We start from the raw sequence: 26,005 nt of genomic DNA on the forward strand, positions 1-26,005 counted from the left end.
ATTATCGTGATCGATTTACGCAGTGATACCGTTACCCGTCCGGGGCGCGCCATGCTGGAACAGATGCTGACAGCGCCGGTCGGGGACGATGTTTACGGGGATGACCCGACCGTCAATGAACTGCAGCGTTACGCGGCGGAACTGGGTGGCAAGGAAGCGGCGTTGTTTTTGCCTACGGGTACCCAGGCAAACCTGGTGGCGTTGCTCAGCCATTGCGAGCGAGGGGAAGAGTACATTGTCGGTCAGGCCGCGCACAATTACCTCTACGAAGCCGGTGGCGCCGCAGTACTGGGCAGTATCCAGCCACAGCCGATCGACGCTGCGCCTGACGGCAGCCTGCCGCTCGATAAAGTGGCCATGAAGATCAAACCGGACGATATCCACTTTGCCCGCACCCGGCTGCTAAGCCTGGAAAACACCCACAACGGGAAAGTCCTGCCGCGAGACTACCTGCGCCAGGCGTGGGAATTCACCCGTCAGCATAACCTTGCGTTGCACGTTGATGGCGCACGCATTTTCAATGCCGTAGTGGAATATGGCTGCGCGCTGCGCGACATCACTCAATACTGCGACTCGTTCACCATTTGCCTCTCCAAAGGTCTTGGCACGCCTGTCGGGTCACTGCTGGTGGGAAGTAAGGACTACATCAGGCGCGCCATTCGCTGGCGTAAAATGACCGGCGGTGGCATGCGTCAGGCCGGGATACTGGCGGCAGCCGGTCTCTACGCGCTTGAGCATAATGTCCAGCGACTAAAAGAAGATCACGACAACGCAGCCTGGCTGGCGACGCAGTTGCGTGAAATTGGCGCCGACGTGATGCGCAATGACACCAATATGCTGTTTGTCCGCGTAGGGGAAGAAAACGCGGCGGCGCTCGGTGCCTTTATGCTTGAACGCGATGTACTGATTAACGCTTCACCGATTGTACGCCTGGTGACCCATCTGGACGTCAGCCGCGAGCAGCTTGCCAATGTCGTTTCGCACTGGCAGGCGTTTTTGCAGCGTTAAGGAGTCGGGTGTGTCGCAACGTATTCTGGTGCTCGGGGCCAGTGGCTACATTGGTCAGCACCTGATCCAGGCGTTAAGTCAGCAGGGTCATGAGATTCTCGCGGTGGCACGCCAACTCTCTCGTCTGCAAAAGCAGCAGTTGCCGGGGGTAAGCTGCTATGAAACGGATCTTATCTGGCCGGACAATCTGCCGGCGTTGCTTGAGGGTATCGATACGCTCTATTTCCTGGTGCACAGCATGGGCGAGAGCGGCGATTTTGTCGCCCAGGAGCGACAAATAGCCCTCAACGTGCGCGATGCGCTGCGGCAATGCCCGGTCCGGCAGGTGATTTTTCTCAGCTCACTGCAGGCCAAAGGATCCAGTGATTCCAGTCACCTGATTGCCCGCCAGCTCACCGGCGATATCCTGCGTGACGCGGGTGTTCCTGTTACGGAACTGCGCGCCGGAATTATCGTTGGCGCAGGTTCGGCCGCGTTTGAAGTGATGCGCGATATGGTTTACAACCTGCCGGTATTGACGCCGCCGCTGTGGGTACGTTCACGTACGACCCCTATTGCGCTAGAGAATCTGCTGCACTATCTGCTGGAGTTGCGCCACCACCCGCCGCAGGAGCATCGGGTTTTCGAGGCCGCCGGCCCCGAAACGCTGAGCTACCAGCAACAGTTTGAACACTTTATGGCGGTCAGCGGCGTGACCCGGCCGCTGATCCCCATCCCTCTCCCCACCCGGCTTATCTCTGTCTGGTTTTTACAGGTCATTACGTCGGTGCCGCCGACCATCGCGCGCGCGCTGATTCAGGGCTTAAAGCACGACTTGCTGGCTGACGATGGTCCCCTTCGCGAACTCATCCCGCAAACCCTGATCACTTTCGATGAGGCGCTTCGTCGCACGCTTCGCGAAGAAGAGAAACTGGTGAATTCCAGCGACTGGGGCTACTCCCCGCAGGCATTTGCGCGCTGGCGTCCACAATACGGCTATTTTCCCAAACAGGCGGGCTTTACTGTTGAAACCGCCGCCAGCCTCGACGCGCTGTGGGCGGTGGTTAACCAGATCGGCGGTAAAGAGCGCTACTTTTTTGGCAATATTCTCTGGCAAACCCGCGCCGCGCTGGACCATCTGATCGGCCATCGTCTGGCGAAAGGCCGTCCGCAACGTCCGTTTTTGCAGCCAGGCGATCAGGTCGATAGCTGGAAAGTGATTATCGCCGAGCCGCAAGAGCAACTGGCACTGCTGTTTGGGATGAAAGCGCCGGGGCTCGGTCGCCTGAGCTTTACCCTCACCGACAAAGGCCATCACCGCCTGCTCGATGTGCGCGCCTGGTGGCATCCACACGGTATGCCCGGGCTCCTCTACTGGTTACTGATGATCCCCGCACATCTGTTTATTTTTCGGGGCATGGCACGGCGTATTGCGCGACTGGCAGAACAAAACGCAGAAAAAAAGTAAATTCAGACATTATTCTTTCACGTTTCCCATTGCATACCGCCGTATTTCACGGAAGAATGCGCACGCAATGATTGCGGGTCACTATAGTGGATTGCTATGAAGGTTCTGGTCACAGGCGCAACCAGCGGTTTAGGCCGAAACGCCGTCGAATATTTGCGTCAAAAAGGCATTAGCGTACGCGCAACGGGCCGCAACAAAGCCATGGGTGAGTTGCTGACAAAAATGGGCGCTGAGTTTATTCACGCCGATCTGACCGAGCTGGTCTCTTCGCAGGCCAAAATGATGCTCGCCGGCGTGGATACCCTGTGGCACTGCTCCAGTTTTACCTCTCCCTGGGGTACTCAGGCAGCGTTCGACCTGGCAAATGTCCGGGCAACCCGTCGCCTTGGCGAATGGGCCGTGGCCTGGGGCGTACGCAACTTCATCCATATTTCATCGCCTTCGCTTTATTTCGACTATCACCATCATCACGACATCCGTGAGGATTTCCGTCCGGCGCGTTTAGCCAACGAGTTCGCCCGCAGCAAAGCCGCCAGCGAAGAGGTGATTCAACTGCTCGCGCAGGCCAACCCCAACACGCGATTTACGGTTTTACGCCCGCAGAGTCTGTTCGGGCCGCACGATAAAGTTTTCATCCCCCGCCTGGCGCAGATGATGCACCACTACCGCAGTATCTTATTGCCGCGCGGTGGGCAAGCGCTGGTCGATATGACCTACTACGAAAACGCGGTACATGCGATGTGGCTGGCAAGCCAGCCCGCCTGTGATGCGCTCCCCTCCGGGCGAGCGTACAACATCACCAACGGCGAGCCGCGCACTTTACGCAGCATCGTGCAAAAGTTGATTGACGATTTGGGGATGGACTGCCGCATCCGCTCCGTGCCTTATGCGATGCTGGATATGATCGCACGCAGTATGGAACGTTTCGGCGACAAATCAGCGAAAGAACCTGCCCTCACCCATTATGGGGTATCCAAGCTGAACTTTGATTTCACGCTGGATATCCGCCGGGCAAAAGACGAGCTCGGCTATGAGCCGGTTATCAGCGTTGATGAAGGCATTTCGCGCACCGCATACTGGCTGCGCGACCATGGCAAGTTACCGCGCTAAACGGACTTCCCATACACATCGTCACCCCTGACCATATTTTTCCAGCAACGCCTCGGCAATCGCCTGCGTTTGCGCATCAGCAACCCCGCTCCACAGTGCGGGCCGGAAATGCATTTGAAAAGCCATGATCACCCTTTTTTGTTGCGCTGGGGTCATGTCCGGTTTCACTTCGTAACCATAGCGCGCCAGCAGATCGAGCAGTGAGGCGGTATCCACCGCTTCATACGGCGAGCGCCCATTCAGATAAAATGCCACACGCGCGGCATCCGGCCATGCCCCTATCCCCTGTGCCGCCAGTTCACGCCACGGGAAAAGCGGCCCCGGATCATCTTTGCGCTGTGGGGCGATATCTGCATGCGCCACCACGTTCTGCGGCGGGATATTGTAACGGCTGACAATGTCTTTCATCAGCGGCACCAGCGCGGCAATTTGTTCAGGCTCAAAGGGAGTAAACCGCTTTTCCCCTGCCACGTTTTGCCAGCCACGGTTTTCCAGCTCAATACCGATAGAGGTGTCATTGATTCGCGTCGCGTTACGCCAGTAGCTGATACCCGCATGCCAGGCCAGCTCACTTTCTGGCACCAGTTGCCAGATACGTGGCTTACCGTGGTGTACAGGGGGATGCGCCGGAATTAAATAGTGCGAACTCACCTGCTTATCCGTGAGCGTCGCCAGCGAAACATCAAAATCATCCGCCGTGTAGTGCACCACCAGCACTTTGATACGTGGGTACGCCGCCTGCGCCTGACGGCGGGTATCGAGCTGGTAACCGTCTTTATCGACGATCCCCTTCTCACCCGCACATCCCGCCAGGAGCAGCGTTAATAACAGTAAGGATAAAAAACGGCTCATCAGCGTGTTTTCACCGCCGTTCCGCTTACACTCACCATCAGCATGCTGCTGTCTTTGCCCACCGTTTCATAATCGATATCGATACCCACGATAGCATTCGCACCCAGCGCTTTTGCCTGTTCGCCCATCTCGTAAAACGCAATCTCACGCGCTTTACGCAACTCTTTTTCATAGGCGCCTGAACGTCCGCCGACGATATCGCGAATACCCGCAAAAAAGTCGCGAAAAATATTAGCCCCCAGAATCGCCTCGCCGGTGACCACGCCGCAGTATTCGACAATCGGCTGGCCTTCAAGGGTGGGTGTTGTTGAAAATTGCATCATTGTCTCCTTTTTGATACTCAGTGCGTTATAAAGCACATTATCGAAGCAATACACTATTCTTGAAAGGTGGTTATATCCGAAGAGAAAATAAGGAAATCAATATGCGCTACTCTGCTTTGACTCTCGTTTTACCGTGCGCGCTGCTGCTGAGCGCCTGTACCACGGTTACACCAGCGTTTAAGGATATCGGTACCCGCAGTGGCCCTTGTATCGAAGGCGGCCCCGATACTGTTGCCCAAAAATTTTACGATTATCGCATTGAGCACCGCAGTAATGATTTTTCCGCACTGCGTCCCTACCTGAGCGACGATCTGGCTGCTTCGCTCACCGCAGCCAGCAAAGATAATCGCAACACCACGCTGCTGAAATCCGATCCGTTCTCCAGCAGAACCGTGATGCCAGAGAAAGCCAGCGTCGCCAGCGCCTCCACGATCCCGAACACCGATGCGCGAAACATCCCACTGCGGGTCACCCTGACCCAGGGTTCTCAGAGCTGGCAGGATGAAGTGCTGATGATCCGTGAAGGTCAGTGCTGGGCAGTAGATGATGTGCGTTACCTCGGCGGGGCAGCCCATGCTCCGGCCGGAACATTACGTCAGTCTGTTGAACATAGATAACGTTATGCCTATGAAAAGGGGGAATATGCATTAATCCCCGCAAAATGTCTGGCATTCCCTCGTGAATGCCGACATTTATACCTGCTTCCATCACGCCCCGGTATTTTGTGCTAAGTTTAAGTCTGAATGCGGTTTATATTTAAGTTTTAACGCACAAATATTGCATAACTATTCTGTGAACGTTACTATTTGCGGCCTCAATTGCTATTAGATTGCCTCGATGAGTATAAAATTAAACGGCATTAACTGCTTCTATGGCGCACACCAGGCGCTCTTTGACATTACGCTTGACTGCCCGCAGGGTGAAACGCTTGTGCTACTTGGCCCGAGCGGCGCGGGTAAGAGCTCTTTATTACGCGTTTTGAACCTGCTTGAGATGCCGCGCTCCGGTCAGTTAAGCATCGCAGGCAATCATTTCGATTTTGCTAAAGCCCCTTCTGACAAAGCGATTCGCGATTTGCGTCAAAACGTGGGCATGGTGTTTCAGCAATACAATCTTTGGCCGCACTTAACGGTAGCCCAGAACCTGATTGAAGCCCCCTGCCGCGTGCTGGGTCTGAGTAAAGATCAGGCGCTCGCCCGTGCGGACAAACTGCTGGAACGTTTACGTCTTAAGCCCTACAGCGATCGTTATCCGCTGCATCTTTCCGGCGGCCAGCAGCAGCGTGTCGCTATTGCCCGCGCCCTGATGATGGAGCCGCAGGTACTGCTGTTTGATGAACCGACGGCCGCGCTGGACCCGGAAATTACCGCGCAAATCGTCAGCATCATCCGTGAACTGGCAGAAACCGGAATTACGCAGGTTATCGTGACCCATGAAGTGGAAGTGGCGCGCAAAACCGCCAGCCGCGTGGTCTATATGGAAAACGGTCACATTATCGAACAAGGGGATGCGAGCTGCTTCGCCACGCCGCAGACCGACGAGTTTAAATATTATTTATCTCACTGAGTTCTCGGGGAAATGACAATGAAAAAAGTATTGATCGCCGCGCTGCTTGCAAGCGTCAGCCTGTCTGCTTCCGCAGCGCAGACTATCCGTTTCGCCACCGAAGCAAGCTACCCTCCGTTTGAATCGACCGACGCCAACAACAAAATCGTCGGTTTTGACGTGGATCTGGCAAACGCGCTCTGTAAAGAGATTGATGCCACCTGTACCTTCACCAACCAGGCGTTCGACAGCCTGATCCCCAGCCTGAAATTCCGTCGTTTCGACGCCGTGATGGCCGGTATGGACATCACCCCGGAGCGTGAGAAACAGGTTCTGTTTACCACCCCATACTATGACAACTCCGCGCTGTTCGTGGGTCAAACCGGGAAATACACCAGTATTGATGCCCTGAAAGGCAAAAAAGTGGGCGTGCAGAACGGCACCACTCACCAGAAATTCATCAACGATAAACACCCGGAAATCACCACCGTTCCGTACGACAGCTATCAGAATGCCAAACTTGATCTGCAGAATGGCCGTATCGACGCCGTCTTTGGTGATACGGCGGTTGTTACCGAATGGCTGAAAGCGAACGACAAGCTGGCCGCTGTTGGCGACAAAGTCACGGATAAAGAGTACTTCGGCACCGGCCTGGGTATCGCGGTTCGTCAGGGCAACACTGAGTTGCAGCAGAAATTCAACACTGCGCTGGAAAAAGTGAAGAAAGATGGCACCTACGAAACCATCTACAACAAATGGTTCCAGAAGTAATCCTTGATGAATGAACTTTTTCCATTAGCAAGCGCCGCCGGGATGACCGTCGGCCTTGCCGTTTGCGCACTGGTCATCGGCCTGGTTCTGGCGATGATCTTTGCGGTATGGGAGTCAGCCAAATGGCGTCCCGTTGCGTGGGCTGGCTCAGCGCTGGTCACCATTTTGCGCGGCTTACCAGAAATCCTGGTCGTGCTGTTTATCTATTTCGGCTCGTCACAGCTATTGTTACTCCTTTCTGACGGTTTCACCCTCAATCTCGGATTCGTTCAGATCCCGATTCAGGTGCAGATCGAGAATTTTGACGTCAGCCCGTTCTTCTGCGGCGTGATTGCCCTGTCGTTGCTCTACTCCGCCTATGCTTCGCAGACTTTGCGCGGCGCGTTAAAAGCGGTACCGCAAGGTCAGTGGGAATCGGGCCAGGCGCTGGGGCTGTCAAAAAGCGCCATTTTCTTCCGTCTGGTGATGCCGCAAATGTGGCGTCACGCATTGCCGGGCCTTGGCAACCAGTGGCTGGTGCTGTTGAAAGATACCGCGCTGGTGTCGCTTATTAGCGTTAATGACCTGATGTTGCAAACCAAAAGTATCGCCACCCGTACTCAGGAGCCGTTTACCTGGTACATCGTGGCGGCAGCGATTTATCTGGTGGTCACCCTGCTCAGTCAGTGGATCCTTAAGCGTATTGATCTGCGCGCTACACGCTTTGAACGGAGACCAGACTGATGCTTGAGTACTTACCCGAGCTGCTGAAAGGCCTGCACACCAGTCTGACGCTGACCGTGGCGTCGCTGATTGCCGCGCTGATTCTCTCGCTGCTCTTCACCATTGTGCTGACCCTGAAAACGCCCGTTCTGTCATGGGTTGTGCGCGGGTACATCACCCTGTTTACCGGCACCCCGCTGCTGGTGCAGATCTTCCTGATTTACTACGGTCCGGGGCAGTTCCCGGTGCTGCAGGAATACCCGGTTATCTGGCACCTGCTGTCGGAACCCTGGCTGTGTGCCTTGCTGGCGCTCTCGTTGAACAGCGCGGCCTATACCACGCTGCTGTTTTACGGGGCGATCCGCGCCATTCCGCAAGGCCAGTGGCAGTCCTGTAGCGCGCTGGGGATGAGCAAGAAAGACACGCTGGCGATTCTGCTGCCGTATGCATTCAAACGCGCCTTATCGTCCTATTCGAACGAAGTGGTGCTGGTGTTCAAAAGTACATCGCTGGCCTATACCATTACGCTGATGGAAGTGATGGGACACGGGCAGTTGCTGTACGGACGCACTTACGACGTAATGGTCTTTGGTGCTGCCGGGGCGATTTATCTTATCGTTAATGGTCTGCTGACCCTGATGATGCGTCTGATTGAGCGTAAAGCACTGGCATTTGAACGCCGCAACTAAATCTGGCAAAACTGCATAAATAGTAAACAAGAAAGCGAGTAACTTACTAAGTGCTCGCTTTTTTTATATGGAAAACAAAATAATTAATCAAATATATTGCATATAAATTCATTAAGTGGCATTGTTAGCCCCATGCCACAGACACGGCAACCGCAAAACAATAAGATTGACAGACAGGAGTTCCAAAAATGAAAAAACTGATTCTGGCCGCACTGCTTGCCTCTTTCGCTGCTGGCGCAACCGCCGCAGACAAAATCAATTTCGGTGTCTCTGCTACCTACCCACCGTTTGAATCCATGGATGCGAATAACAAGATTGTCGGTTTTGATATCGACCTGGCAAACGCGCTGTGCGCGCAGATGAAAGCAGACTGTACCTTCACTAACCACGCCTTTGACAGCCTGATCCCGTCTCTGAAATTCAAGAAATATGACGCGGTCATCTCCGGCATGGATATCACCCCGGAGCGTAGCAAACAGGTCTCCTTCACCGAGCCGTACTACGCCAACTCCGCCGTGGTTATCGCCAAAAAAGATGCGTATAAAACCTTCGACGATCTGAAAGGCAAACGTATTGGTATGGAAAACGGCACCACGCATCAGAAATACCTGCAGGACAAACACCCGGAAGTGAAAACGGTCGCTTATGACAGCTATCAGAACGCGATTATCGACCTGAAAAATGGCCGTATCGATGGGGTGTTCGGTGATACCGCAGTGGTCAACGAGTGGCTGAAAACCAACCCGCAACTGGGTATTGCTACCCCGAAAGTAACCGATCCGCAGTACTTCGGTACGGGTCTTGGCATCGCGGTACGTCCGGATAACAAAGCCCTGCTGGAAAAACTGAATGCAGCCCTGGCTGCCATCAAGGCTGACGGCACTTACCAGAAAATCAGCGACCAGTGGTTCCCGCAGTAATCAGAATCAAACAGAAAAAAGCCGCATATTGCGGCTTTTTTTATGCTCTCACGCTCCCTGAAACGGCAGCGTAAAGCGGAAACAGGAACCCGGTTGCGCATCCACCAGACGGATATCGCCACCGTGCAGTTGCAGCATACGCCGGACAATCATCAGCCCCAGCCCGCCGCGCGACTCTCCCGCACTGGCCTTGTCCAGCACCGACGGGCGCTGGAACAACGTAGCCCGCAGCGCACCCGGTACTCCGGCCCCGTTGTCCTCAACCTCTACAATAAGCTGGTCATCCTGCTGACGGGCGCGCAGATAAATCTTCCCACCGTTGGGCGTATGGCGCACCGCATTATCCAGCAAATTGGTAAGCACCCGTTCCATCATCGACAAATCGGCATACACCAGCGGCAGGTTGGTGGGCAACTCCAACAGTAATCGGATGTCGCGCGTTTCCGCCATCAGATCGAATTTCTGTGCCACATCCTGCAGAAGCTCCGCCATCGAGAAGGGTTCCGGCTGCGGTTTGATGCCACCATGTTCCAGCCGCGCCAGTTCAAAGAGCTGTTGAGACAGGTGCCGGACTTTGTTGCCCTGGCGCAAGGCGATACCCAAATAATGCTTCGACTCTTCCGACGTTACATGTCCGCCCTTCACTGAAAGGGTTTCCAGATACCCCAGTAGTGAGGTCAGCGGGGTACGCAAATCATGCGAAATGTTGGCAACGAACTCACGTCGCTGGCGGTCATTGTCCGCCAGTTGATCCCACTGGCTGGCTATCTGCCGGGAAAGCTCGATAAAGGCATTTTCCAGGACCGCGACTTCATTTCCCGCTCCCGGAACCGGCACTCGCGCCGCCAGTTGCTTGATGGCGCTGATGCTGTCCTGCTCCAGCCCACGCACCTCGCGGGTCAATTTCTTCACCGGGCGCGTCACCCACCACCAGGTAAGACCGCCTGCCAGCGCGCCAAACACCGCCACTAACAGCAAAGACCACAGCAATGCGCTCCACAGCGCTTTTTGCCAGGCCGTATCCGCCAGCGCGTTCAGGTTCTCGCCCTGCAGAATAATATAAAGATAACCCCGCAACTGACCATCCAGGCGAATCGGCGACACGCTAAAGACTTTTTGTTTGTCGACACTGCGCGGATCGTCGCCGTAAACCGGCCAGGCAGCGCCGGATAAAAAGCGCTGCAACGGGGCAATATCGATATGTTCGCGACGAAGATGCCCCGGCGGCGCGGCATCAGCCAGCAAGTCACCTTCCGCAGAGATCATGTACAGCTCGACGCTGGGGTTGAGCGTCATCAGGCGATCAAACAAGGATTTCAGCGTCTGGCGATTCACTTTGCCCTGCGAATCAAGCAGCGGCTCACTGCTGGCAATTTGCTGAGCAAGCCCCGCAGAAAGCCGTTGCACCATCGCATCGCCATAACGGGTGCTACTGTAGAGTTGCACGCTACAGGCTGCGGCGGCGCAGAGCAGGAGTAGTACAGTAAAAACCAGCGTCAGGCGCTGAGTCAGGCTTAAACGACGCATCATTCTTCCTCACGCTCCGAAACGGCAAATTTATAACCTTTACCCCAGACGGTCAGAATAATTTCCGGTGCGGCGGCGTCCTTTTCGATCTTCATGCGCAGACGATTGATATGGGTATTAACCGTGTGCTCATAGCCCTCATGCTGGTATCCCCACACCTGGTCGAGTAGCGCCAGACGGGAAAAAACCTCGCCGGGGTGACGGGCAAACCAGTAGAGCAGATCGAACTCACGCGGCGTCAGATCAATCAACTCGCCGCGCAGACGTACCTCGCGGGGAAGGGGGTCAATGGTTAAACCGTGACAGGCAATGCTACCCATATCAAGACGCAGATTACGCCCCATCGCCTCCTGGCGACGAAACAATGCCTTCACCCTCGCCACCAGTTCCAGTACCGAAAACGGCTTCGCCAGATAATCATCCGCCCCCATTTCCAGCCCCAGAACCCGATGTGTCTCACTGGTTCGCGCGCTGATGATAATGACCGGCAGATAGCGGGTCATCTGGCGGATGCGGCGGCAAATCTCCAGTCCGTCGACATTCGGCAGCATCAGATCGAGGATCACCGCGTCCCAGTCGGTCTTTTCAAGCTGGGCGAGCGCGCGTGCCCCATCCTCTTCATGAACAATCTGGTAGCCCTCGTCCTGCAAATTAAGCCGCAGCAGGCCAGCAATATCCCGATCATCTTCGACCAGCAGTATTTTTTTTGCGGTTTCCATAGCCCGTTCCGGTAGCGTCTCTCTTTATTAGCTTACCCAATAGTCGCGCATTGAGTTATCACAAATAATTTATATTTCCGTGAGGAAGTTGTGATCAGTCCAGGCGTAAGCTGCGGCCTGTCACCCATACTTTCCCGGTTCATGCAAGAGAGTCAGGTGACACCCCTCTCACCTTGCAAGGAAACCACCATGAAAAAGATGATCCTCACCCTCGCCGCCCTCTGTACCTTTGGGATGGCTGGCGCCCATGCCGCCGACGCGATGAGCCAGGACGGAATGAAAACGCAGGATGACAGCACCATGATGAAGAAAAAGACACCGATGAAACATGACGGGATGGCCAAAAAAGAGAGCACGATGAAGCACGGCGATAAAGCGAAAAAAGGGACCATGGGCAAAGACGACGACATGATGAAGAAAAAATCGGACGGCATGGGCGAATAATCTCTCCGCCTGCCCCCCTGACAGCATTGCCGGGGGTCACTGGCCGGGCTGCACCCACGGTTTACCCTAATCCAGAGCGACGTCTCTTTTTTGTTGCCGCTCTGGCGTCATGGGCTGTGCACTCAAGGCCATCACCATATCGCGCAGCGTATTGAGTGGCTGAAAGGGGTTATTCTCAAGATTATCGAGGGTGCGTCCGGCCCTCGTCGCCGCATCAGAGAGCACATCAAAAAGCGCTTCCTCATCGTCTAAAGCAAAAATTTCCAGCCTGTCATCTGCCTGCAGGGGGAAATTCAGCCGCGCAAGCTCGCTCCCGCCCCACGCCATCACCGTATCCCAGACGGCGCGAATGACCCAGGCGTCCACGTCGCGCAGATTAAACGCCCGCGCAAACTGACAGATACTTTCACCCTGACGCGCCTGTGCCAGCGCCGCGAGCCTTGCACGCCGCTTACGCCCGTGTATCATCCCGGAAACGCTCAGCAGAACCATAAACAGCGCAACGGCGAAAATAACAGGATTGCCCGTGTTCACAAAATCACGCACCAGGCAATAAACACCGTAAAGCCCCCCGGCCAGCAGCGCAAACAGAACGGCGAATCCCACCACGCCAGCCCCCGGTGCGGCAGGCTGAAGAGGAAATAAGTAACGAGATGGCACGCGCATAGTCAGTCCCCCTGATGAGCTAATGCCTTAAACCGTAGAACATTTCACCAGAAGTGTCAGCACTTCGTAATGCGCCGTGTGGGGGAACATATCAAACAGTTGCACTCGCTCTATGCGATATCCCGCCAGCGCCTGCAGGTCTTTCGCCATCGTCTGCGCATTACAGCTTGAGTAGACAATATAGGGGGGCGCCATCCGGCTCAGGTAATCACAAAGCGCCTGGCCAATCCCACGACGCGGCGGGTTTACCAGCACCAGTTGCGGGGCGTCTGCCTGAGCGGTCGCGAATTGGGTGGAGTCCAGCGCCTGAAAGTGCAAATCGGTCAGCCCCAGCTCAGCCGCAGACTGCTTCGCGCAAGCAATCGCCTCCGGCGCAATTTCGATACCGGTAAGCGTCATCTCCGGTGTGGCACAATGCAGGCCAAAACCGCCTACGCCGCAAAACAAGTCCCACATATGGCGTACCGGCAACGCCCTCACCCACTCACGCGCCGTGGCGTACAGCGCGCTGGCGACGACCGGATTGGTCTGAAAGAAACTCTGCGGGCGGATCCACAGCGGCACGCCGTTGAAATTTTCCGCCAGCGCCTGCTGCTCAGTCAGAAAGATTTCCGTCTCCCCTTCCATAATGGCCATATGTACCGGCTGGATATTCACCGAAATCACGTGAAGCTGCGGCAACTGCGCCTGTAACCACGGCAGCGCGGCACGTAGCTGCTCAAGTTTGGCCTGTGAGCGCAGCACAAAGCGCAGCATCATACCGCCCGTGTGCTGGCTTTCGGTTAAGAGCAGGTATTTCAGTTCACCGCGTTTACGCGCCACGTTATAAGGGGTTAACCCCGCGCGGGCAATAAAAGGTTTAAGGACGGCGAAAACCGCCTGAAACGAGGCGGGATAGAGCGGGCAATCGGTCAGATCTTCCGGTGTGCCGTCGCGATGTAACATACCAAGCAGCGGTTTCTCCACGCTGCCGCTCACTACCATCTTGGCTTTATTACGAAACCCCTGTTCCGGGCCGCTAACCGGCGCGCACCATTCCGCTACCGGTAAATCCGCCAGCAGGCTGCGGAGATCGGTCATTTTTGCACAGAGTTGGTCGCCAGTCGGTTGTTCAATCCACTGACAGGAGTGACAGCGCCTGGCGTCAAAGAGTGCGCACTGCATAATAAAACCTTCTTCATTGCGGGGCGGCGATTGTACCCCGTTATTGCAGACGGAAAAAGCGTCGGCTGGGGGAAGGGACAAACAGCAGGAACAGGACCAGCAGGTCGGGCATTTTCTGCATCATGAGCGTACGGAAAATCTCACGTTTCGATTCGCCAGCGATACTGAACAGCTCAGGATAACCATAGCCCAGCGAAGCTGCCCACAGGTAACCTGTGGCGATAATTTGCGTCAACAGATACAGCCAGCGCGCCCAGTTTCGCCCCTTCACCACGGAAAAGGCACAGAGAATTTCAACGAAGACCAGCACCAGGCTGCCGAAGAAAATCAGCGTCAGGCTCCAGGTTTGCGCACTGCGTACCACGAAGTCAATCATCCCCCGTACGCCCAGCACATTGCAGAGCATGAAGACATCCACGCAGCGGATCAGAATAATGGCGATAGCCGCCACCTGTACCAGTGCGGGTACATTCGGACGAGCGTGCGACTGATGTGCTTTAGTAAAGAATCCCAATGTACTGTATTCCCTGTGAAAAATGCCGCGACAAGCGCGGCATCTGCGACACAACGTTTAAGATTCTAGAATCATTATCCCTGTCTTGCACGCTGGATATCGCGCACTCGCTGCTTTTCCGCGCGCGCCATCAGATACCAAGCGATTAAACCAACAATCCCCACGACGCCCAGAATCAGGCTTGCCAGGGCGTTGATCTCCGGATTCACCCCCATACGCACGCTGGAGAAGACCAGCATCGGCAGCGTTGTCGCCCCCGGGCCAGACACGAAGCTGGCGATAACCAGATCGTCGAGTGACAGCGTAAACGCCAGCAGCCAGCCAGAGATAATCGCTGGCATGATCATCGGCAGCGTAATAACAAAGAACACTTTCAGCGGCGTCGCGCCAAGGTCCATCGCCGCCTCCTCAATTGACCTGTCGAGTTCACGCAGACGAGAGGAGATAACCACCGCGACATAAGCCGTACAGAAGGTCACATGCGCCAGCCAGATAGTGAGCATGCCGCGATCCGACGGCCAGCCAATCGCATGACCAAGGGCAACAAACAGCAGCAACAGCGAGAGCCCGGTGATCACATCCGGCATCACCAACGGTGCGGTAATCATAAACGCAAAGCCGTTGGCGCCGCGGAAACGGCCAAAGCGCACCATCACTACTGCCGCAATCGTCCCAAGGATCGCCGCCATTGTGGCGGCGCAGGCGGCAATGGTCAGGCTCAGACCCACGGCGCTCATCATGGCGTCATCATGGAACAACTCGCTATACCAGCGTGTTGACCACCCGGCCCACACGGTCACCAGTTTGGAGCTGTTAAATGAATAAATGACCAGCATCAGCATCGGCGCATAGAGGAACGTGAACCCCAGCACCAGAATCAAAATACGCCACGGGGAACGCACTACCGGCAAGTTGTTCATGCGCTATCTCCCATCTGTTTCTGCTGATGTTTATGGAACCACATGATCGGCACTATCAGCAGCAGCAACATAATAATCGCCACCGCCGAGGCCACCGGCCAGTCGCGGTTATTAAAGAACTCCTGCCACAGGACACGACCAATCATAATGCTGTCCGGGCCACCGAGCAGTTCCGGGATCACGAACTCGCCCACCGCCGGGATAAACACCAGCATGGAGCCGGCGATAATGCCCCCTTTGGTCAAAGGCACGATCACGCTAAAGAACGTTTTCAGCGGCCGGGCGCCCAGATCCAACGATGCTTCAACCAGCGAATAATCAATACGCGTCAACGCGGTATAGATAGGCAGCACCATAAACGGCAGATAGGCATACACAATACCGATATAGACCGCCAGGTTGGTGTGCAGAATCGTCAGCGGCTGATCGATAATCCCCAGCCACATCAGGAAATTATTCAGCACGCCGTTGCTTTTCAAAATCCCCATCCAGGCATAGACGCGAATCAGGAAAGAGGTCCATGAAGGCAAGATGACCAGCAACAACAGAATATTACGCGTTGATGGCTTACTGTGCGCAACGGCCCAGGCCAGCGGATACCCCAATACCAGACAGCAGATCGTCGACACCGCCGCTACCTGTAATGACTGGAGATACGCTTCAAAATAGAGCGGATCGTCGGTCAGTTGCAGGAAGTTATTGATGTTGAGCGAAATGGTAAGCTGGTTATCAGCCCACTCCACCAGATCGGTATAGGGTGGGATAGCGCGCGCCATCTCTGCCAGGCTGATTTTGAAGACAATCAGGAATGGCAGCAAAAACAGTAAAATCAACCAGATATAAGGCAGCGCAATAACGAACTTGCGCCCGTGCTTCATCTGAAAACGCGCCAGCCACAGGTTAAATCCGCCCGGTTTTTCGACACGGGTCGGTGGTTCAAGTGTACTCATCACCGCTCCTTAAACCGTCAGAACCACACAACTGTCGGCATCCCAGCACAGGCGAACTTCGTCGCCCCATGTCGGGGTGCCTTTACGATAGCGGTGCTCGTTCTGCAATTGCGCACTGATCATTTGTCCGCTTTGCAGACGAACGTGATAAATCGACAGATCCCCGAGGTAGGCAATATGCACCACCTCACCCACGGCGAAGTTATAACCGTCAGCAGGCGGCTCTTCACAGAGCATAATTTTCTCCGGACGCAGCGCAACATAGACCGGCACGTTATCGACAACAGAGGCATCCGCATCCACTTTCAGTGGATGAACCAGCCCCGGCGAGTCAATCACCAGACCGTCATCCTCACGCGCTTTAAGCAGACCTTCGAACACGTTAACCGAGCCGATAAATTCTGCGCTGTAGCGGGTGGTCGGGTGTTCATAAATCTCTTCGGGTTCACCAATCTGCACAAACTTACCGCGATTCATAATGGCGATACGTCCGGCCATGGTCATGGCCTCTTCCTGATCGTGGGTGACCATCACGCAGGTCACGCCCACACGCTCCAGAATATCCACCACTTCCAGTTGCATACGGTCACGCAGTTTTTTATCCAGCGCGCCCATCGGTTCATCAAGCAACAGGAGTTTCGGGCGTTTTGCCAGACTACGGGCCAGTGCAACACGCTGGCGCTGGCCGCCGGATAGCTGATGCGGTTTACGCTTCGCGAACTCCTGCATGTGCACAAGGCTCAGCATCTCCGCAACACGGCTGGCGATTTCCGCCTTAGGCAGCCTGTCCTGCTTGAGGCCAAACGCGATGTTTTGTTCAACGGTCATATGCGGGAACAAAGCATAGGACTGAAACATCATATTGATAGGACGCAGATAAGGCGGCACATGCGCCAGATCGACGCCATCGAGCATAATTTGCCCGGTCGTCGGTTGCTCAAAGCCTGCCAGCATGCGCAGCAGCGTGGACTTGCCGCAGCCAGATGCACCCAGCAGCGCGAAGATTTCACCTTTGTAAATGGTCAGACTGACGTCATCAACGGCGTGCTGGCCGTCAAACGATTTGGTCAGATTGCGGATTTCAAGCAGAGGCGTCAAATCCTTACGGGTTTTCGCCTGTGGGCGGGGGATAGCGTCATTCACTCAAGTGCTCTCCGGCAAAAAAACTCAACCAGTACCAGCTAGTTGATTACAAATGACCGGACAGAGGCCAATGACCTCTGTCCAGGTTTAGGGCAATTGCACCGCCCTGGTGCAACTCAATCACTGTACAGGTGATTGATTATTTGCCGCTTTTTACTTTTGTCCACGCACGGGTTCTTACGCGGTCAATTTTCGGATCCTGCACTTTCAACGTGTACAGTTTCGCGAAAACATCCGCCGGCGGATAGATTGCCGGGTTATCACGCACTTCTGCGCTGATCAACGGTTTGGATTCTTTGTTACCGTTAGCATAGAAGACGTGGTCGCTGATGTGTGCAATAACGTCAGGACGCATCAGGTAGTTGAGGAACTGATACGCTTCGTCTTTGTTTTTCGCATCAACGGGCATGGCGAAGACGTCAAAGAACGCCAGAGCGCCCTCTTTCGGAATGATGTAGTTCACATGCACGCCGTTCTTCGCTTCTTTAGCACGGTTAGCCGCCTGCCATACATCCCCCGCCCAGCCGATGGCTACGCAGATGTCGCCATTTGCCAGATCGTTAATGTACTGAGAGGAGTGGAAGTAGCGAATGTTCGGACGCAGTTTCAGCAGCAGATCGGTTGCCGGGCCGGAGTAATCGTCCGCTTTGGTGCTGTTCGGATCTTTACCCAGGTAGTTCAGCACGGTAGCGAAAATCTCTTCCGGCGCATCGAGGAAGGAGACACCGCAGCTTTTCAGTTTTTCCAGGTTTTCCGGTTTCAGCACCAGATCCCAGCTGTTAACCGGCACATCGCCCAGTACCGCTTTAACTTTATCAACGTTATAGCCAATGCCGGTGGTGGCCCACAGGTACGGCACCGCGTATTTGTTACCCGGGTCATGCTGAGCAACCATTTTCAGCACATCCGGATCCATATTCTTCCAGTTCGGCAGCTTGCTCTTATCAAGCGGCTGGAACACACCCGCAGTCAACTGGCGCTCAAGGAAGCTTGCAGAAGGCACTACCAGGTCAAAACCGGTACTGCCCGCCATCAATTTCCCTTCCAGTACTTCGTTGGAATCGAACACGTCGTAAACAACTTTAATCCCGGTCTCTTTTTCAAAGTTCGCAACCGTATCCGGCGCAATATAGTCAGACCAGTTATACACATGCAGCGTCTTTTGCTCTGCGGCGAGAGTGCTGGCAGAGACAGCCATTAATGCACCCGCAACAAGACCTGATAACCATTTTTTACTCAAAGCGGTCATATCTCATTCCTTCTGGAAAGTCCGTTACCATACGAACTAAGTGTACGCATTTAAGATATGCAAAATTCATGCATATTTTGTCAGTCTGCACTGGTCGAAGAGGAAAATTCTTTCGGCCGACGCCGCATGCTTATCAAAGCATCGCAAGAATAACTGTAGCCAGGGTTAGAGGCTATAGGGCAGATTAAAAAACGCCTTTTATCAATTTTTTATGCAGATTCTGTCTATGTGATAAGCCGAAACGGCGGGAATAGCGGTGAAAAATTCTTTAAAAGAAGGTTAAAAGCAGAATTAAAACATTCATTATGCAGCCGCTCTGGCAGCGACTGCGCTAATGTCAGGCAGGTTTAGTGAAGAAAATTGTATGCATCATCGCCGGCTTTGAGCTCTTCATCTTCGGGAACAAACAGCAGCTGATGGGCGCGGGCTTCAAGGATCACCATTGAAATTTGCTCTTCGCTCTGGCGCATGAACCATGCAAATTGTTCGAGCGTCACCCCGGCGCCTGAGGATAATGTCTGGCAAACGACCAGCTTAGGCAGGTTATCATCCTGAATGTCGAGGAATGCTTTCACCGTCAAAGAACTGGCATTGATGGCAGAAAGATCGGCAGCCAGCGCCAGCAATGCGGAGGGTTTCACTTCCGCCATCGCCGTAAAGAGGATCACGTCGTTAATCAGATCGATTTTGGCGTCAAACACCCCGTCGAAATTCTGCATATGCGGCAGGTGCAACGCCTGGCAGGTATCGCATTCGAAGAAACTGATACCCAGCTCATCAAGCCATTGACGAAGCGTGTCCAGACCAGGGGCGACGAGTGAATTCATGCGCAAAACAACCTCTGACGTAAAAAGTGGAGTCATAGCTTACGCAAAAAGCAGGCCGCATACCATTGCGCAGCGCGTAAAATCGACTAGCCGCCGGTTTTGAGACAATAGCCAGGCGTGGCATGATGCTCAATCCAGGCAATCATTTTACCCGCGATATCCACCCCTGTGGTGGTCTCAATACCTTCAAGCCCGGGCGATGCATTGACTTCCATTACCAGCGGTCCACGGTTGGCGCGCAGGATATCCACCCCGGCGACATCCAGACCGAGTGTTTGTGCGGCTTTAATGGCCATCTCCCGCTCACGCGGAGTGATTGTCGCCACGCTGGCCACGCCGCCGCGATGCAGGTTGGAGCGAAAATCGCCCTCTTTCGCCTGCCGTTCAATTGCTGCGACAACCTCATTGCCCACCACCAGACAACGAATATCCCGCCCTTTCGCTTCCTCAATATATTCCTGAACCAGAATATGGGCGTTAAGACCGCGAAAGGCGTCAATAACACTTTCCGCCGCCTGACGTGTTTCGGCAAGGACCACGCCGATCCCCTGCGTCCCTTCCACCAGTTTTACTACCAGCGGCGCGCCGCCGACCATCGCAATCAGGTCACTGGTGTCATCCGGTGAATGGGCGATACCCGTCACCGGCAGATCAATCCCCTGGCGGGCCAGTAATTGCAGAGAACGCAATTTGTCACGTGCGCGGGTAATCGCCACCGATTCATTCAGCGGGTAACTGCCCAACATTTCGAACTGGCGCAGCGCGGCGGTGCCGTAAAAGGTAATCGCAGAGCCAATACGCGGGATCACCGCATCAAAATGGGGTAGCTGGCGACCTTTGTAATGGACCGACGAGGCCGCGGGATCGATGTTCATATAACACGACAGCGGATCGAGAATTTCGACCAGATGCCCGCGCGCTATAGCAGCCTCGCGCAGGCGTTTGCATGAATAGAGCGTTCCGTCCCGGGACAATATGGCGATTTTCACCCTGCACCTCTCTGAATAGTCTGGCAATACCCTACATAATTCGCATTGCCGGCAGGCGGCAAGTCAGCGCCTCAGGAGCATAGCTCACTGTGTCGCCGGAGCGCACTGACGCAGCCAAAACACGGGCAACGTGAAGTATGACGAGTAGAAAACGTGCGTATCATACACGCAGCAAGACACAGGATGAACGGGAATTAGCGCACAGCCCACCCTTGTTTATGCAAATAGTCGAGGATGAACGGACGGTTCTCTTTAATAATGGTGCGCCGGATATGATCGCTCCAGGTATCCTGGCGGGTATTACTGCCCCGCGATGCATAATACGCGGCAATCTGCTCATCATATTGTGCAAGGATATCCGCATCGACAGGCTGGTAGCTGTTTTCATGCACCACCAGCGCGGCCGGTAGACGTGGTTTCACCTGCGGATCATCGGCGGGCCAGCCAAGACAGAGTCCAAAGAGCGGCAAAACATGCTGGGGCAGTTGGAGTAATTCCGTCACCGCCTCAATGCTGTTACGGATCCCACCAATATACACGCCGCCAAGGCCAAGTGATTCCGCCGCCGTCATGGCATTTTGCGCCATCATGGCCGTATCGACGACACCGAGAAGCAGTTGTTCTGCCAGTCCCAGTTGTGCCTGGGGGCAGATTTGCAGGTGACGATTAAAATCGGCGCAAAATACCCAAAACTCAGCGGCCTCGGCCACGTGCTGTTGACCGCCGGTCAGTGTAACCAGTTGTTGGCGCAACGCCGGGTCGGTCACGCGAATGATTGAGCTGCACTGTAAAAAGCTGGAACTGGAGGCGGCCTGAGCACCGGCGATAATCGCTTCACGCTGCGCGGCGGTAATGGGTTCCTGGGTGAAATGGCGGATCGAGCGGTGGGCACGGAGCAGATCGATAACTGGCGTCATAGTCGTTTTCCCTGAAAACAAAACCCCCATTATAGCGAACAGTCCCGACGAGAATTATCAGCAATATGTGTTGAAAGGTTGCGGAAATTAACATAACAGGCACAACCTGTTTTATCCCTGACCTCAAAAACGACATCATATCCCCTGCTTACCGTCTGGTTTATGGAGAATGTATGTATACCGTCATCTTTGGTCGCGCAGGCTGCCCGCAGTGCGCACGTGTAAAAGAGCTGGCTGAAAAAGTCAGCAAATCGCAGGATAATTTTGAGTGGCGTTATGTTGATATCCACGCCGATGGCGTCACCCGCGCAGCGCTGGAACACGCTGCGGGCAAACCCATCGAAACGGTGCCACAGATTTTTGTCGATCAAAAACACATTGGCAGCTTTACCGAGTTTGATAAGTTCGTTCGCAAACAGTTCGGTAGAGTAAGGTAAACAGGCCACACCCGGCACGACGTCGGCCTTAACGTGCCCCATTGCTGAAAAAACTGCTGATAAACAGATAACAGAGCGCGCCCAGCGCACACCAGAATACTGCACTAAACAGCCACGCCAGCTCCTGCCAGACAGAACGCACTGGGGTAAAAAACAGGCGCATGACAACAAAGCAGAGCGGCGCAGCGAGGATCGCGCCAAACAGCGGCAACATCACTTTACGGCGACGTGAAAAAATACTGGCAACGGCGCCGGGTAAAGTAAAAAACAGCAACCCCAGCTCAGGATGCCCGGACGAACGAAAGGCACCTTCCATATTCGTCACTTCTAAAAAACAGACGACAATGAAAAGTAAAAAACAACAAATTATGCCTGCAAGTCCGCGTTTATGTTTCAAACAATCCTCCTGACTTTTCTCTATCAAACTCTTCATCCGTTCCAAAGAACGTACGGTCAGATAAAGCGTTATGGCACTCCCTGCCGAAAAACCCCCGCGTGAATAGATGATTCTTACTAGCCGTTGCAATTCAATACGATTAAACTAGCGGCCAGTTATTGTGTTGCCGGGAATTAAGACGCACTACTGCGTTTTTCAACCTCAGATTCTTCGCAAAACAGTAGCCCAAATAACCCATTCTTTCAATAGCTTACAAGTAAACAAGAAGTTAGCCTCCGTGAATATAAACGTCGCAGATTTGTTAAACGGGAATTACATACTGTTATTATTTGTTGTTCTGGCACTCGGACTCTGTCTGGGGAAATTACGCCTGGGTTCTGTACAACTCGGTAATTCCATTGGCGTTTTAGTGGTTTCCTTATTATTAGGTCAGCAACATTTCAGCATAAACACCGATGCCCTCAATTTAGGTTTTATGTTGTTTATTTTTTGCGTAGGCGTGGAAGCCGGGCCAAACTTTTTTTCTATTTTTTTTCGCGACGGCAAAAATTACCTGATGCTGGCGCTGGTATTAGTCGGCAGCGCATTGCTGATTGCGCTTGGCCTCGGCAAATTGTTCGGCTGGGATATCGGCCTGACGGCGGGGATGCTGGCAGGCGCAATGACGTCGACCCCCGTACTGGTGGGCGCGGGTGATACGCTACGGCATTCGGGTATGGACAGTAGCCAGCTTTCACAAGCACTCGATCACTTAAGCCTCGGCTACGCCCTGACCTACCTTATTGGCCTGGTCAGTTTGATTGTCGGCGCTCGCTATATGCCAAAATTGCAGCACCAGGATCTGCAGACCAGCGCCCAACAGATTGCCCGTGAGCGTGGACTCGACACTGACACCAACCGGAAGGTCTATCTGCCGGTCATCCGCGCCTACCGCGTCGGCCCGGAGCTGGTGGCCTGGGCGGACGGCAAAAATCTGCGTGAACTGGGTATTTACCGCCAGACGGGCTGCTATATCGAACGAATTCGTCGTAACGGTATTCTGGCGAACCCGGACGGCGATGCGGTTCTGCAAATGGGCGATGAAATTGCGCTGGTTGGCTATCCGGATGCGCATGCGCGTCTCGACCCCAGTTTCCGTAATGGAAAAGAGGTTTTTGACCGCGACCTGCTCGACATGCGCATTGTCACCGAAGAGGTGGTGGTAAAAAACCATAATGTGGTGGGCCGCCGTCTGGCTCAGCTTAAGCTGACCGACCATGGCTGTTTCCTCAACCGCGTTATCCGCAGCCAGATTGAGATGCCGATTGACGACAACATCCTGCTCAATAAAGGCGATGTCTTGCAGGTGAGCGGGGATGCCCGTCGTGTGAAAACCATCGCTGACCGCATCGGGTTTATCTCTATTCATAGTCAGGTTACAGACCTTCTCGCCTTCTGCGCCTTCTTTATCGTTGGTCTGATGATCGGCATGATCACCTTCCAGTTCAGCTCGTTCAGCTTTGGTATCGGCAACGCGGCGGGCCTGCTGTTTGCCGGGATTATGCTCGGCTTTCTTCGTGCCAACCACCCGACCTTTGGCTATATCCCCCAGGGTGCGCTGAATATGGTGAAAGAGTTTGGCCTGATGGTCTTTATGGCGGGCGTCGGCTTAAGCGCCGGTAGTGGCATTGGCAATAGCCTGGGAGAAGTGGGCGGGCAGATGCTGATCGCAGGCCTGATTGTCAGCCTGGTGCCGGTGATGATCTGTTTCTTGTTTGGTGCATGGGTGCTGAAAATGAACCGTGCGCTGCTGTTTGGCGCACTGATGGGCGCGCGTACCTGTGCGCCGGCCATGGAGATTATCAGTGATACCGCGCGCAGTAACATTCCGGCATTGGGTTATGCAGGCACCTATGCGATAGCGAACGTACTGCTTACGCTGGCGGGGACCCTGATAATCATTGTCTGGCCGGGCTTAGGATAACTCCGAACTTAAAAAAATTCTTAACACCTGGAGAACTTTTTTTCTCAGCATTAGTCATAACTAGTGCCACTGCTTTTCTTTGATGTCCCCAATTTGTGGAGCCCATCAACCCCGCCATTTCGGTTCAAGGTTGATGGGTTTTTTGTTGCCTGCAAAAATAACCATTTAAAAACATCGCCTTATTGGCAGGTTTAAAGCTATATGGCGGCAAAATGGCGGCAGATTTATTTTTGGAGGACAACAGAAGATACACCGCGACCCTGGATATGATGAAAGCTAATCTCTCATCCGGGCGACCCAATATGTAATCACATACCCGGCGATCAACGAACCCACCATTCCTGCAAACTTAAGCCATCCGCTCTCAAACCAGTAAAGCGAACCCATCGCAAAAAGCACTGACAGAAACGTAATGGTTCCCTCAAGTGCATGTGAAGTCATTTTAACCAGAAATGATTTTACAGAGTCCATCCTCTACTCCTTTGCACGTGAAAGGATGACCTTTAGTAAACATCAGGTATGGCTCCATCTCTTTCTCAACTAAAAAATAAATCATATCAAGGTTTTCATGCTGAACAGCCATATAAACACCAGGGTACTCATCCCTCATTCTGCGCGATGCTCTGGCCGCTTCCTCGATCAAGCCCTGAATCATAATAAGGTTAAGACTGGCAGAGGATGCGAACCTGATAAAATGCTGATATGCCTTTTCGATCACAACCTTACGAATGATGATAGCTGCTGCCGTTTGGGCAACTGCTATCTGCCCCCCAACTTTTCCCGCTACGGCACCACCACCATAAAGCAGCTTATTATTAATGGCCTCTTTTCCCTTTGCTCCCAGCTTTTGATAAAAATCATTAATAATTATAGTGATAAGCCGTCTTAACGGCGTTTCAGGATTACCCATTCCCTTTATCATTCTGAAAAACCGTTCGTTCTCTTCCTCGTTGCGGTATTTATCCCCACGGTTGACAATTCCGGCGCCTTCCCATGTTCTAACCACCCCCGAGACCAAAGCCCCTCGGCAAGCTGGACAAACTATCGGCAATACCATTAGCTATCTGCGAAATATCCATACAATCCCTTTGAGTTAACGATTTGCAGTGCAAAGATTAATCAACCGACTATTGATTTTCCAGTTAGCATTTTTCAGATTCTCCACATTAGGACATTACCCTACAGGCCGCACCAACTCTTGATACCCTGTTTTTTGTTGCATGAAAATCAGCCCTTCCCTCACTCGCCCGCGATCCTGCCCACCATATTGCGAATATCCGCACGGCTCAGCGGTTCCCGGTCCACCACAAAATGTAATGTCATCCCTTCGATAAAGGCGTCCAGCGCGCGGGCGGTTACCGGATCGAACCATCGCTCCAGCGTGGTCTGACTGGTGCGCATCCAGTTTTGCATTACGCTTTTCAGCATCGGTTTTTTGCTCATCAGGGCATACAGCTGATACATCAGTTCCATATTGTGCGGTGTTGTCACCTGAGCGCTGAAAATCAGTTCAGTCACGGCATCACAGGCGGTTGCGGCGCTATCAACCTGGGTAAAAAAAGCCGCATATTGTGCGGACATTTGCTGCGTAAAGCGGGTAAAAGCTTCATCCAGCAGCGCATCAATACCCGCAAAATAATAGGTCATTGAGCCGAGCGGAACGTCGGCGCAACTGGCAATCTTTCGGTGGGTAACGGCATGAATACCGTGCAGTGCGATGGTCTCCAGCGTGGCATCCAGGATGCGGTCACGCCGTTGCGGGTCGTTCGGTCGTCGGCTCATAAATCCTCGCAATCAGATGTGTACAAATGT

At 53.9% G+C, this 26,005-nt stretch carries 29 protein-coding genes; 12 read left to right on the forward strand and 17 right to left on the reverse strand.

Annotated elements, in window-relative coordinates; genetic code table 11:
• Positions 1-6: 6 nt before the first annotated feature.
• The 3 genes from ltaE to AB182_RS16720 all read left to right on the forward strand — a co-directional run bounded on the left by ltaE (position 7) and on the right by AB182_RS16720 (position 3,565).
• Positions 7-1,008, forward strand: coding sequence for a low-specificity L-threonine aldolase (gene ltaE / locus AB182_RS16710; protein WP_047371080.1), 1,002 nt, complete (start codon positions 7-9; stop codon positions 1,006-1,008).
• A 10-nt stretch (positions 1,009-1,018) separates the two neighbouring features.
• Complete coding sequence (locus tag AB182_RS16715; protein WP_047371081.1) at positions 1,019-2,455, forward strand: DUF2867 domain-containing protein; 1,437 nt, start codon at positions 1,019-1,021, stop codon at positions 2,453-2,455.
• Between the two features lie 96 nt (positions 2,456-2,551).
• A complete protein-coding gene (locus tag AB182_RS16720) occupies positions 2,552-3,565 on the forward strand; it encodes an NAD-dependent epimerase/dehydratase family protein (RefSeq protein WP_047371082.1) in 1,014 nt (337 codons plus the stop codon).
• Between the two features lie 21 nt (positions 3,566-3,586).
• Here the strand turns inward: AB182_RS16720 and AB182_RS16725 are convergent, their stop codons facing one another.
• Complete coding sequence (locus AB182_RS16725) at positions 3,587-4,417, reverse strand: N-acetylmuramoyl-L-alanine amidase (protein WP_047371083.1); 831 nt, start codon at positions 4,415-4,417, stop codon at positions 3,587-3,589.
• Positions 4,417-4,737 (reverse strand): heavy metal-binding domain-containing protein, encoded by a 321-nt coding sequence (locus AB182_RS16730; protein WP_047371084.1) that lies wholly within the window; start codon positions 4,735-4,737, stop codon positions 4,417-4,419. The genes AB182_RS16725 and AB182_RS16730 overlap by 1 nt, the downstream gene beginning before the upstream one ends.
• A gap of 104 nt (positions 4,738-4,841) precedes the next feature.
• On the opposite strand from AB182_RS16730, the gene AB182_RS16735 reads away from it, so the two are divergent.
• The 6 genes from AB182_RS16735 (at position 4,842) to artJ (ending at position 9,367) form a co-directional block, all read left to right on the forward strand.
• Complete coding sequence (locus tag AB182_RS16735) at positions 4,842-5,357, forward strand: lipoprotein (protein ID WP_047371085.1); 516 nt, start codon at positions 4,842-4,844, stop codon at positions 5,355-5,357.
• A 220-nt stretch (positions 5,358-5,577) separates the two neighbouring features.
• Complete coding sequence (artP, locus tag AB182_RS16740; protein ID WP_047371086.1) at positions 5,578-6,306, forward strand: arginine ABC transporter ATP-binding protein ArtP; 729 nt, start codon at positions 5,578-5,580, stop codon at positions 6,304-6,306.
• 18 nt (positions 6,307-6,324) lie between these two features.
• Complete coding sequence (artI, locus tag AB182_RS16745; RefSeq protein ID WP_047371087.1) at positions 6,325-7,056, forward strand: arginine ABC transporter substrate-binding protein ArtI; 732 nt, start codon at positions 6,325-6,327, stop codon at positions 7,054-7,056.
• A 6-nt stretch (positions 7,057-7,062) separates the two neighbouring features.
• Complete coding sequence (gene artQ, locus AB182_RS16750; RefSeq protein WP_047371088.1) at positions 7,063-7,779, forward strand: arginine ABC transporter permease ArtQ; 717 nt, start codon at positions 7,063-7,065, stop codon at positions 7,777-7,779.
• Positions 7,779-8,447, forward strand: a complete 669-nt coding sequence (artM, locus tag AB182_RS16755; protein ID WP_047371089.1) for an arginine ABC transporter permease ArtM — start codon at positions 7,779-7,781, stop codon at positions 8,445-8,447. The genes artQ and artM overlap by 1 nt, the downstream gene beginning before the upstream one ends.
• Positions 8,448-8,635: 188 nt before the next feature.
• Positions 8,636-9,367, forward strand: coding sequence for an arginine ABC transporter substrate-binding protein ArtJ (gene artJ, locus AB182_RS16760; protein WP_047371090.1), 732 nt, complete (start codon positions 8,636-8,638; stop codon positions 9,365-9,367).
• A 48-nt stretch (positions 9,368-9,415) separates the two neighbouring features.
• Here the strand turns inward: artJ and AB182_RS16765 are convergent, their stop codons facing one another.
• Together AB182_RS16765 and AB182_RS16770 are read right to left on the reverse strand one after the other, a co-directional pair.
• The gene (locus tag AB182_RS16765; RefSeq protein ID WP_047371091.1) at positions 9,416-10,897 is read right to left on the reverse strand and encodes a sensor histidine kinase; all 1,482 of its coding nucleotides are present in this window, start codon (positions 10,895-10,897) and stop codon (positions 9,416-9,418) included.
• Positions 10,894-11,613 (reverse strand): response regulator transcription factor, encoded by a 720-nt coding sequence (locus tag AB182_RS16770; protein WP_047371092.1) that lies wholly within the window; start codon positions 11,611-11,613, stop codon positions 10,894-10,896. The genes AB182_RS16765 and AB182_RS16770 overlap by 4 nt, the downstream gene beginning before the upstream one ends.
• A gap of 189 nt (positions 11,614-11,802) precedes the next feature.
• On the opposite strand from AB182_RS16770, the gene AB182_RS16775 reads away from it, so the two are divergent.
• The gene (locus AB182_RS16775) at positions 11,803-12,057 is read left to right on the forward strand and encodes a hypothetical protein (RefSeq protein ID WP_047371093.1); all 255 of its coding nucleotides are present in this window, start codon (positions 11,803-11,805) and stop codon (positions 12,055-12,057) included.
• A gap of 66 nt (positions 12,058-12,123) precedes the next feature.
• On the opposite strand, the gene AB182_RS16780 is transcribed toward AB182_RS16775, so the two are convergent.
• The 10 genes from AB182_RS16780 to nfsA form a co-directional block, all read right to left on the reverse strand.
• Entirely contained in the window at positions 12,124-12,723 is a 600-nt protein-coding gene (locus tag AB182_RS16780; RefSeq protein ID WP_047371094.1) for a hypothetical protein, read from the reverse strand.
• Between the two features lie 27 nt (positions 12,724-12,750).
• Positions 12,751-13,887 carry a 23S rRNA (uracil(747)-C(5))-methyltransferase RlmC gene (rlmC, locus tag AB182_RS16785; RefSeq protein WP_047371095.1) on the reverse strand — a complete coding sequence of 379 codons (1,137 nt, stop codon included), beginning with the start codon at positions 13,885-13,887 and terminating at the stop codon, positions 12,751-12,753.
• A gap of 40 nt (positions 13,888-13,927) precedes the next feature.
• The gene (locus tag AB182_RS16790; RefSeq protein WP_223883631.1) at positions 13,928-14,425 is read right to left on the reverse strand and encodes a YbjO family protein; all 498 of its coding nucleotides are present in this window, start codon (positions 14,423-14,425) and stop codon (positions 13,928-13,930) included.
• 50 nt (positions 14,426-14,475) lie between these two features.
• The gene (gene potI / locus AB182_RS16795; protein ID WP_039078498.1) at positions 14,476-15,321 is read right to left on the reverse strand and encodes a putrescine ABC transporter permease PotI; all 846 of its coding nucleotides are present in this window, start codon (positions 15,319-15,321) and stop codon (positions 14,476-14,478) included.
• Positions 15,318-16,271 (reverse strand): putrescine ABC transporter permease PotH, encoded by a 954-nt coding sequence (gene potH / locus AB182_RS16800; protein WP_047371097.1) that lies wholly within the window; start codon positions 16,269-16,271, stop codon positions 15,318-15,320. The genes potI and potH overlap by 4 nt, the downstream gene beginning before the upstream one ends.
• Before the next feature lie 9 nt (positions 16,272-16,280).
• Positions 16,281-17,414, reverse strand: a complete 1,134-nt coding sequence (gene potG / locus AB182_RS16805) for a putrescine ABC transporter ATP-binding subunit PotG (protein ID WP_047371098.1) — start codon at positions 17,412-17,414, stop codon at positions 16,281-16,283.
• Between the two features lie 139 nt (positions 17,415-17,553).
• The gene (potF, locus tag AB182_RS16810) at positions 17,554-18,663 is read right to left on the reverse strand and encodes a spermidine/putrescine ABC transporter substrate-binding protein PotF (RefSeq protein WP_047371099.1); all 1,110 of its coding nucleotides are present in this window, start codon (positions 18,661-18,663) and stop codon (positions 17,554-17,556) included.
• A 347-nt stretch (positions 18,664-19,010) separates the two neighbouring features.
• A complete protein-coding gene (locus tag AB182_RS16815; RefSeq protein ID WP_047371100.1) occupies positions 19,011-19,490 on the reverse strand; it encodes a type III secretion system chaperone family protein in 480 nt (159 codons plus the stop codon).
• A gap of 86 nt (positions 19,491-19,576) precedes the next feature.
• Positions 19,577-20,479, reverse strand: a complete 903-nt coding sequence (gene rimK / locus AB182_RS16820) for a 30S ribosomal protein S6--L-glutamate ligase (protein WP_047371101.1) — start codon at positions 20,477-20,479, stop codon at positions 19,577-19,579.
• A 194-nt stretch (positions 20,480-20,673) separates the two neighbouring features.
• Complete coding sequence (nfsA, locus tag AB182_RS16825) at positions 20,674-21,396, reverse strand: oxygen-insensitive NADPH nitroreductase (RefSeq protein ID WP_047371102.1); 723 nt, start codon at positions 21,394-21,396, stop codon at positions 20,674-20,676.
• Positions 21,397-21,569: 173 nt separating this feature from the next.
• Between nfsA and AB182_RS16830 the strand changes: the two genes are divergently transcribed.
• Complete coding sequence (locus tag AB182_RS16830; RefSeq protein WP_047371103.1) at positions 21,570-21,833, forward strand: GrxA family glutaredoxin; 264 nt, start codon at positions 21,570-21,572, stop codon at positions 21,831-21,833.
• Positions 21,834-21,861: 28 nt separating this feature from the next.
• Here the strand turns inward: AB182_RS16830 and AB182_RS16835 are convergent, their stop codons facing one another.
• On the reverse strand, positions 21,862-22,230 hold the full coding sequence (locus AB182_RS16835) for an inner membrane protein YbjM (RefSeq protein ID WP_047371104.1): 369 nt from the start codon (positions 22,228-22,230) through the stop codon (positions 21,862-21,864).
• 277 nt (positions 22,231-22,507) lie between these two features.
• Here AB182_RS16835 and AB182_RS16840 point away from each other — a divergent pair, with 277 nt between their 5' ends.
• Positions 22,508-24,193, forward strand: a complete 1,686-nt coding sequence (locus AB182_RS16840) for an aspartate:alanine antiporter (protein ID WP_047371105.1) — start codon at positions 22,508-22,510, stop codon at positions 24,191-24,193.
• A 442-nt stretch (positions 24,194-24,635) separates the two neighbouring features.
• On the opposite strand, the gene AB182_RS16850 is transcribed toward AB182_RS16840, so the two are convergent.
• Together AB182_RS16850 and AB182_RS16855 are read right to left on the reverse strand one after the other, a co-directional pair.
• Positions 24,636-25,199 (reverse strand): hypothetical protein, encoded by a 564-nt coding sequence (locus tag AB182_RS16850; RefSeq protein WP_147810718.1) that lies wholly within the window; start codon positions 25,197-25,199, stop codon positions 24,636-24,638.
• A gap of 233 nt (positions 25,200-25,432) precedes the next feature.
• A complete protein-coding gene (locus AB182_RS16855; RefSeq protein WP_047371108.1) occupies positions 25,433-25,975 on the reverse strand; it encodes a TetR/AcrR family transcriptional regulator in 543 nt (180 codons plus the stop codon).
• Positions 25,976-26,005: the final 30 nt, after the last annotated feature.

Origin of the sequence: Phytobacter ursingii (genome assembly GCF_001022135.1) — a bacterium.
GTDB lineage: Bacteria > Pseudomonadota > Gammaproteobacteria > Enterobacterales > Enterobacteriaceae > Phytobacter > Phytobacter ursingii.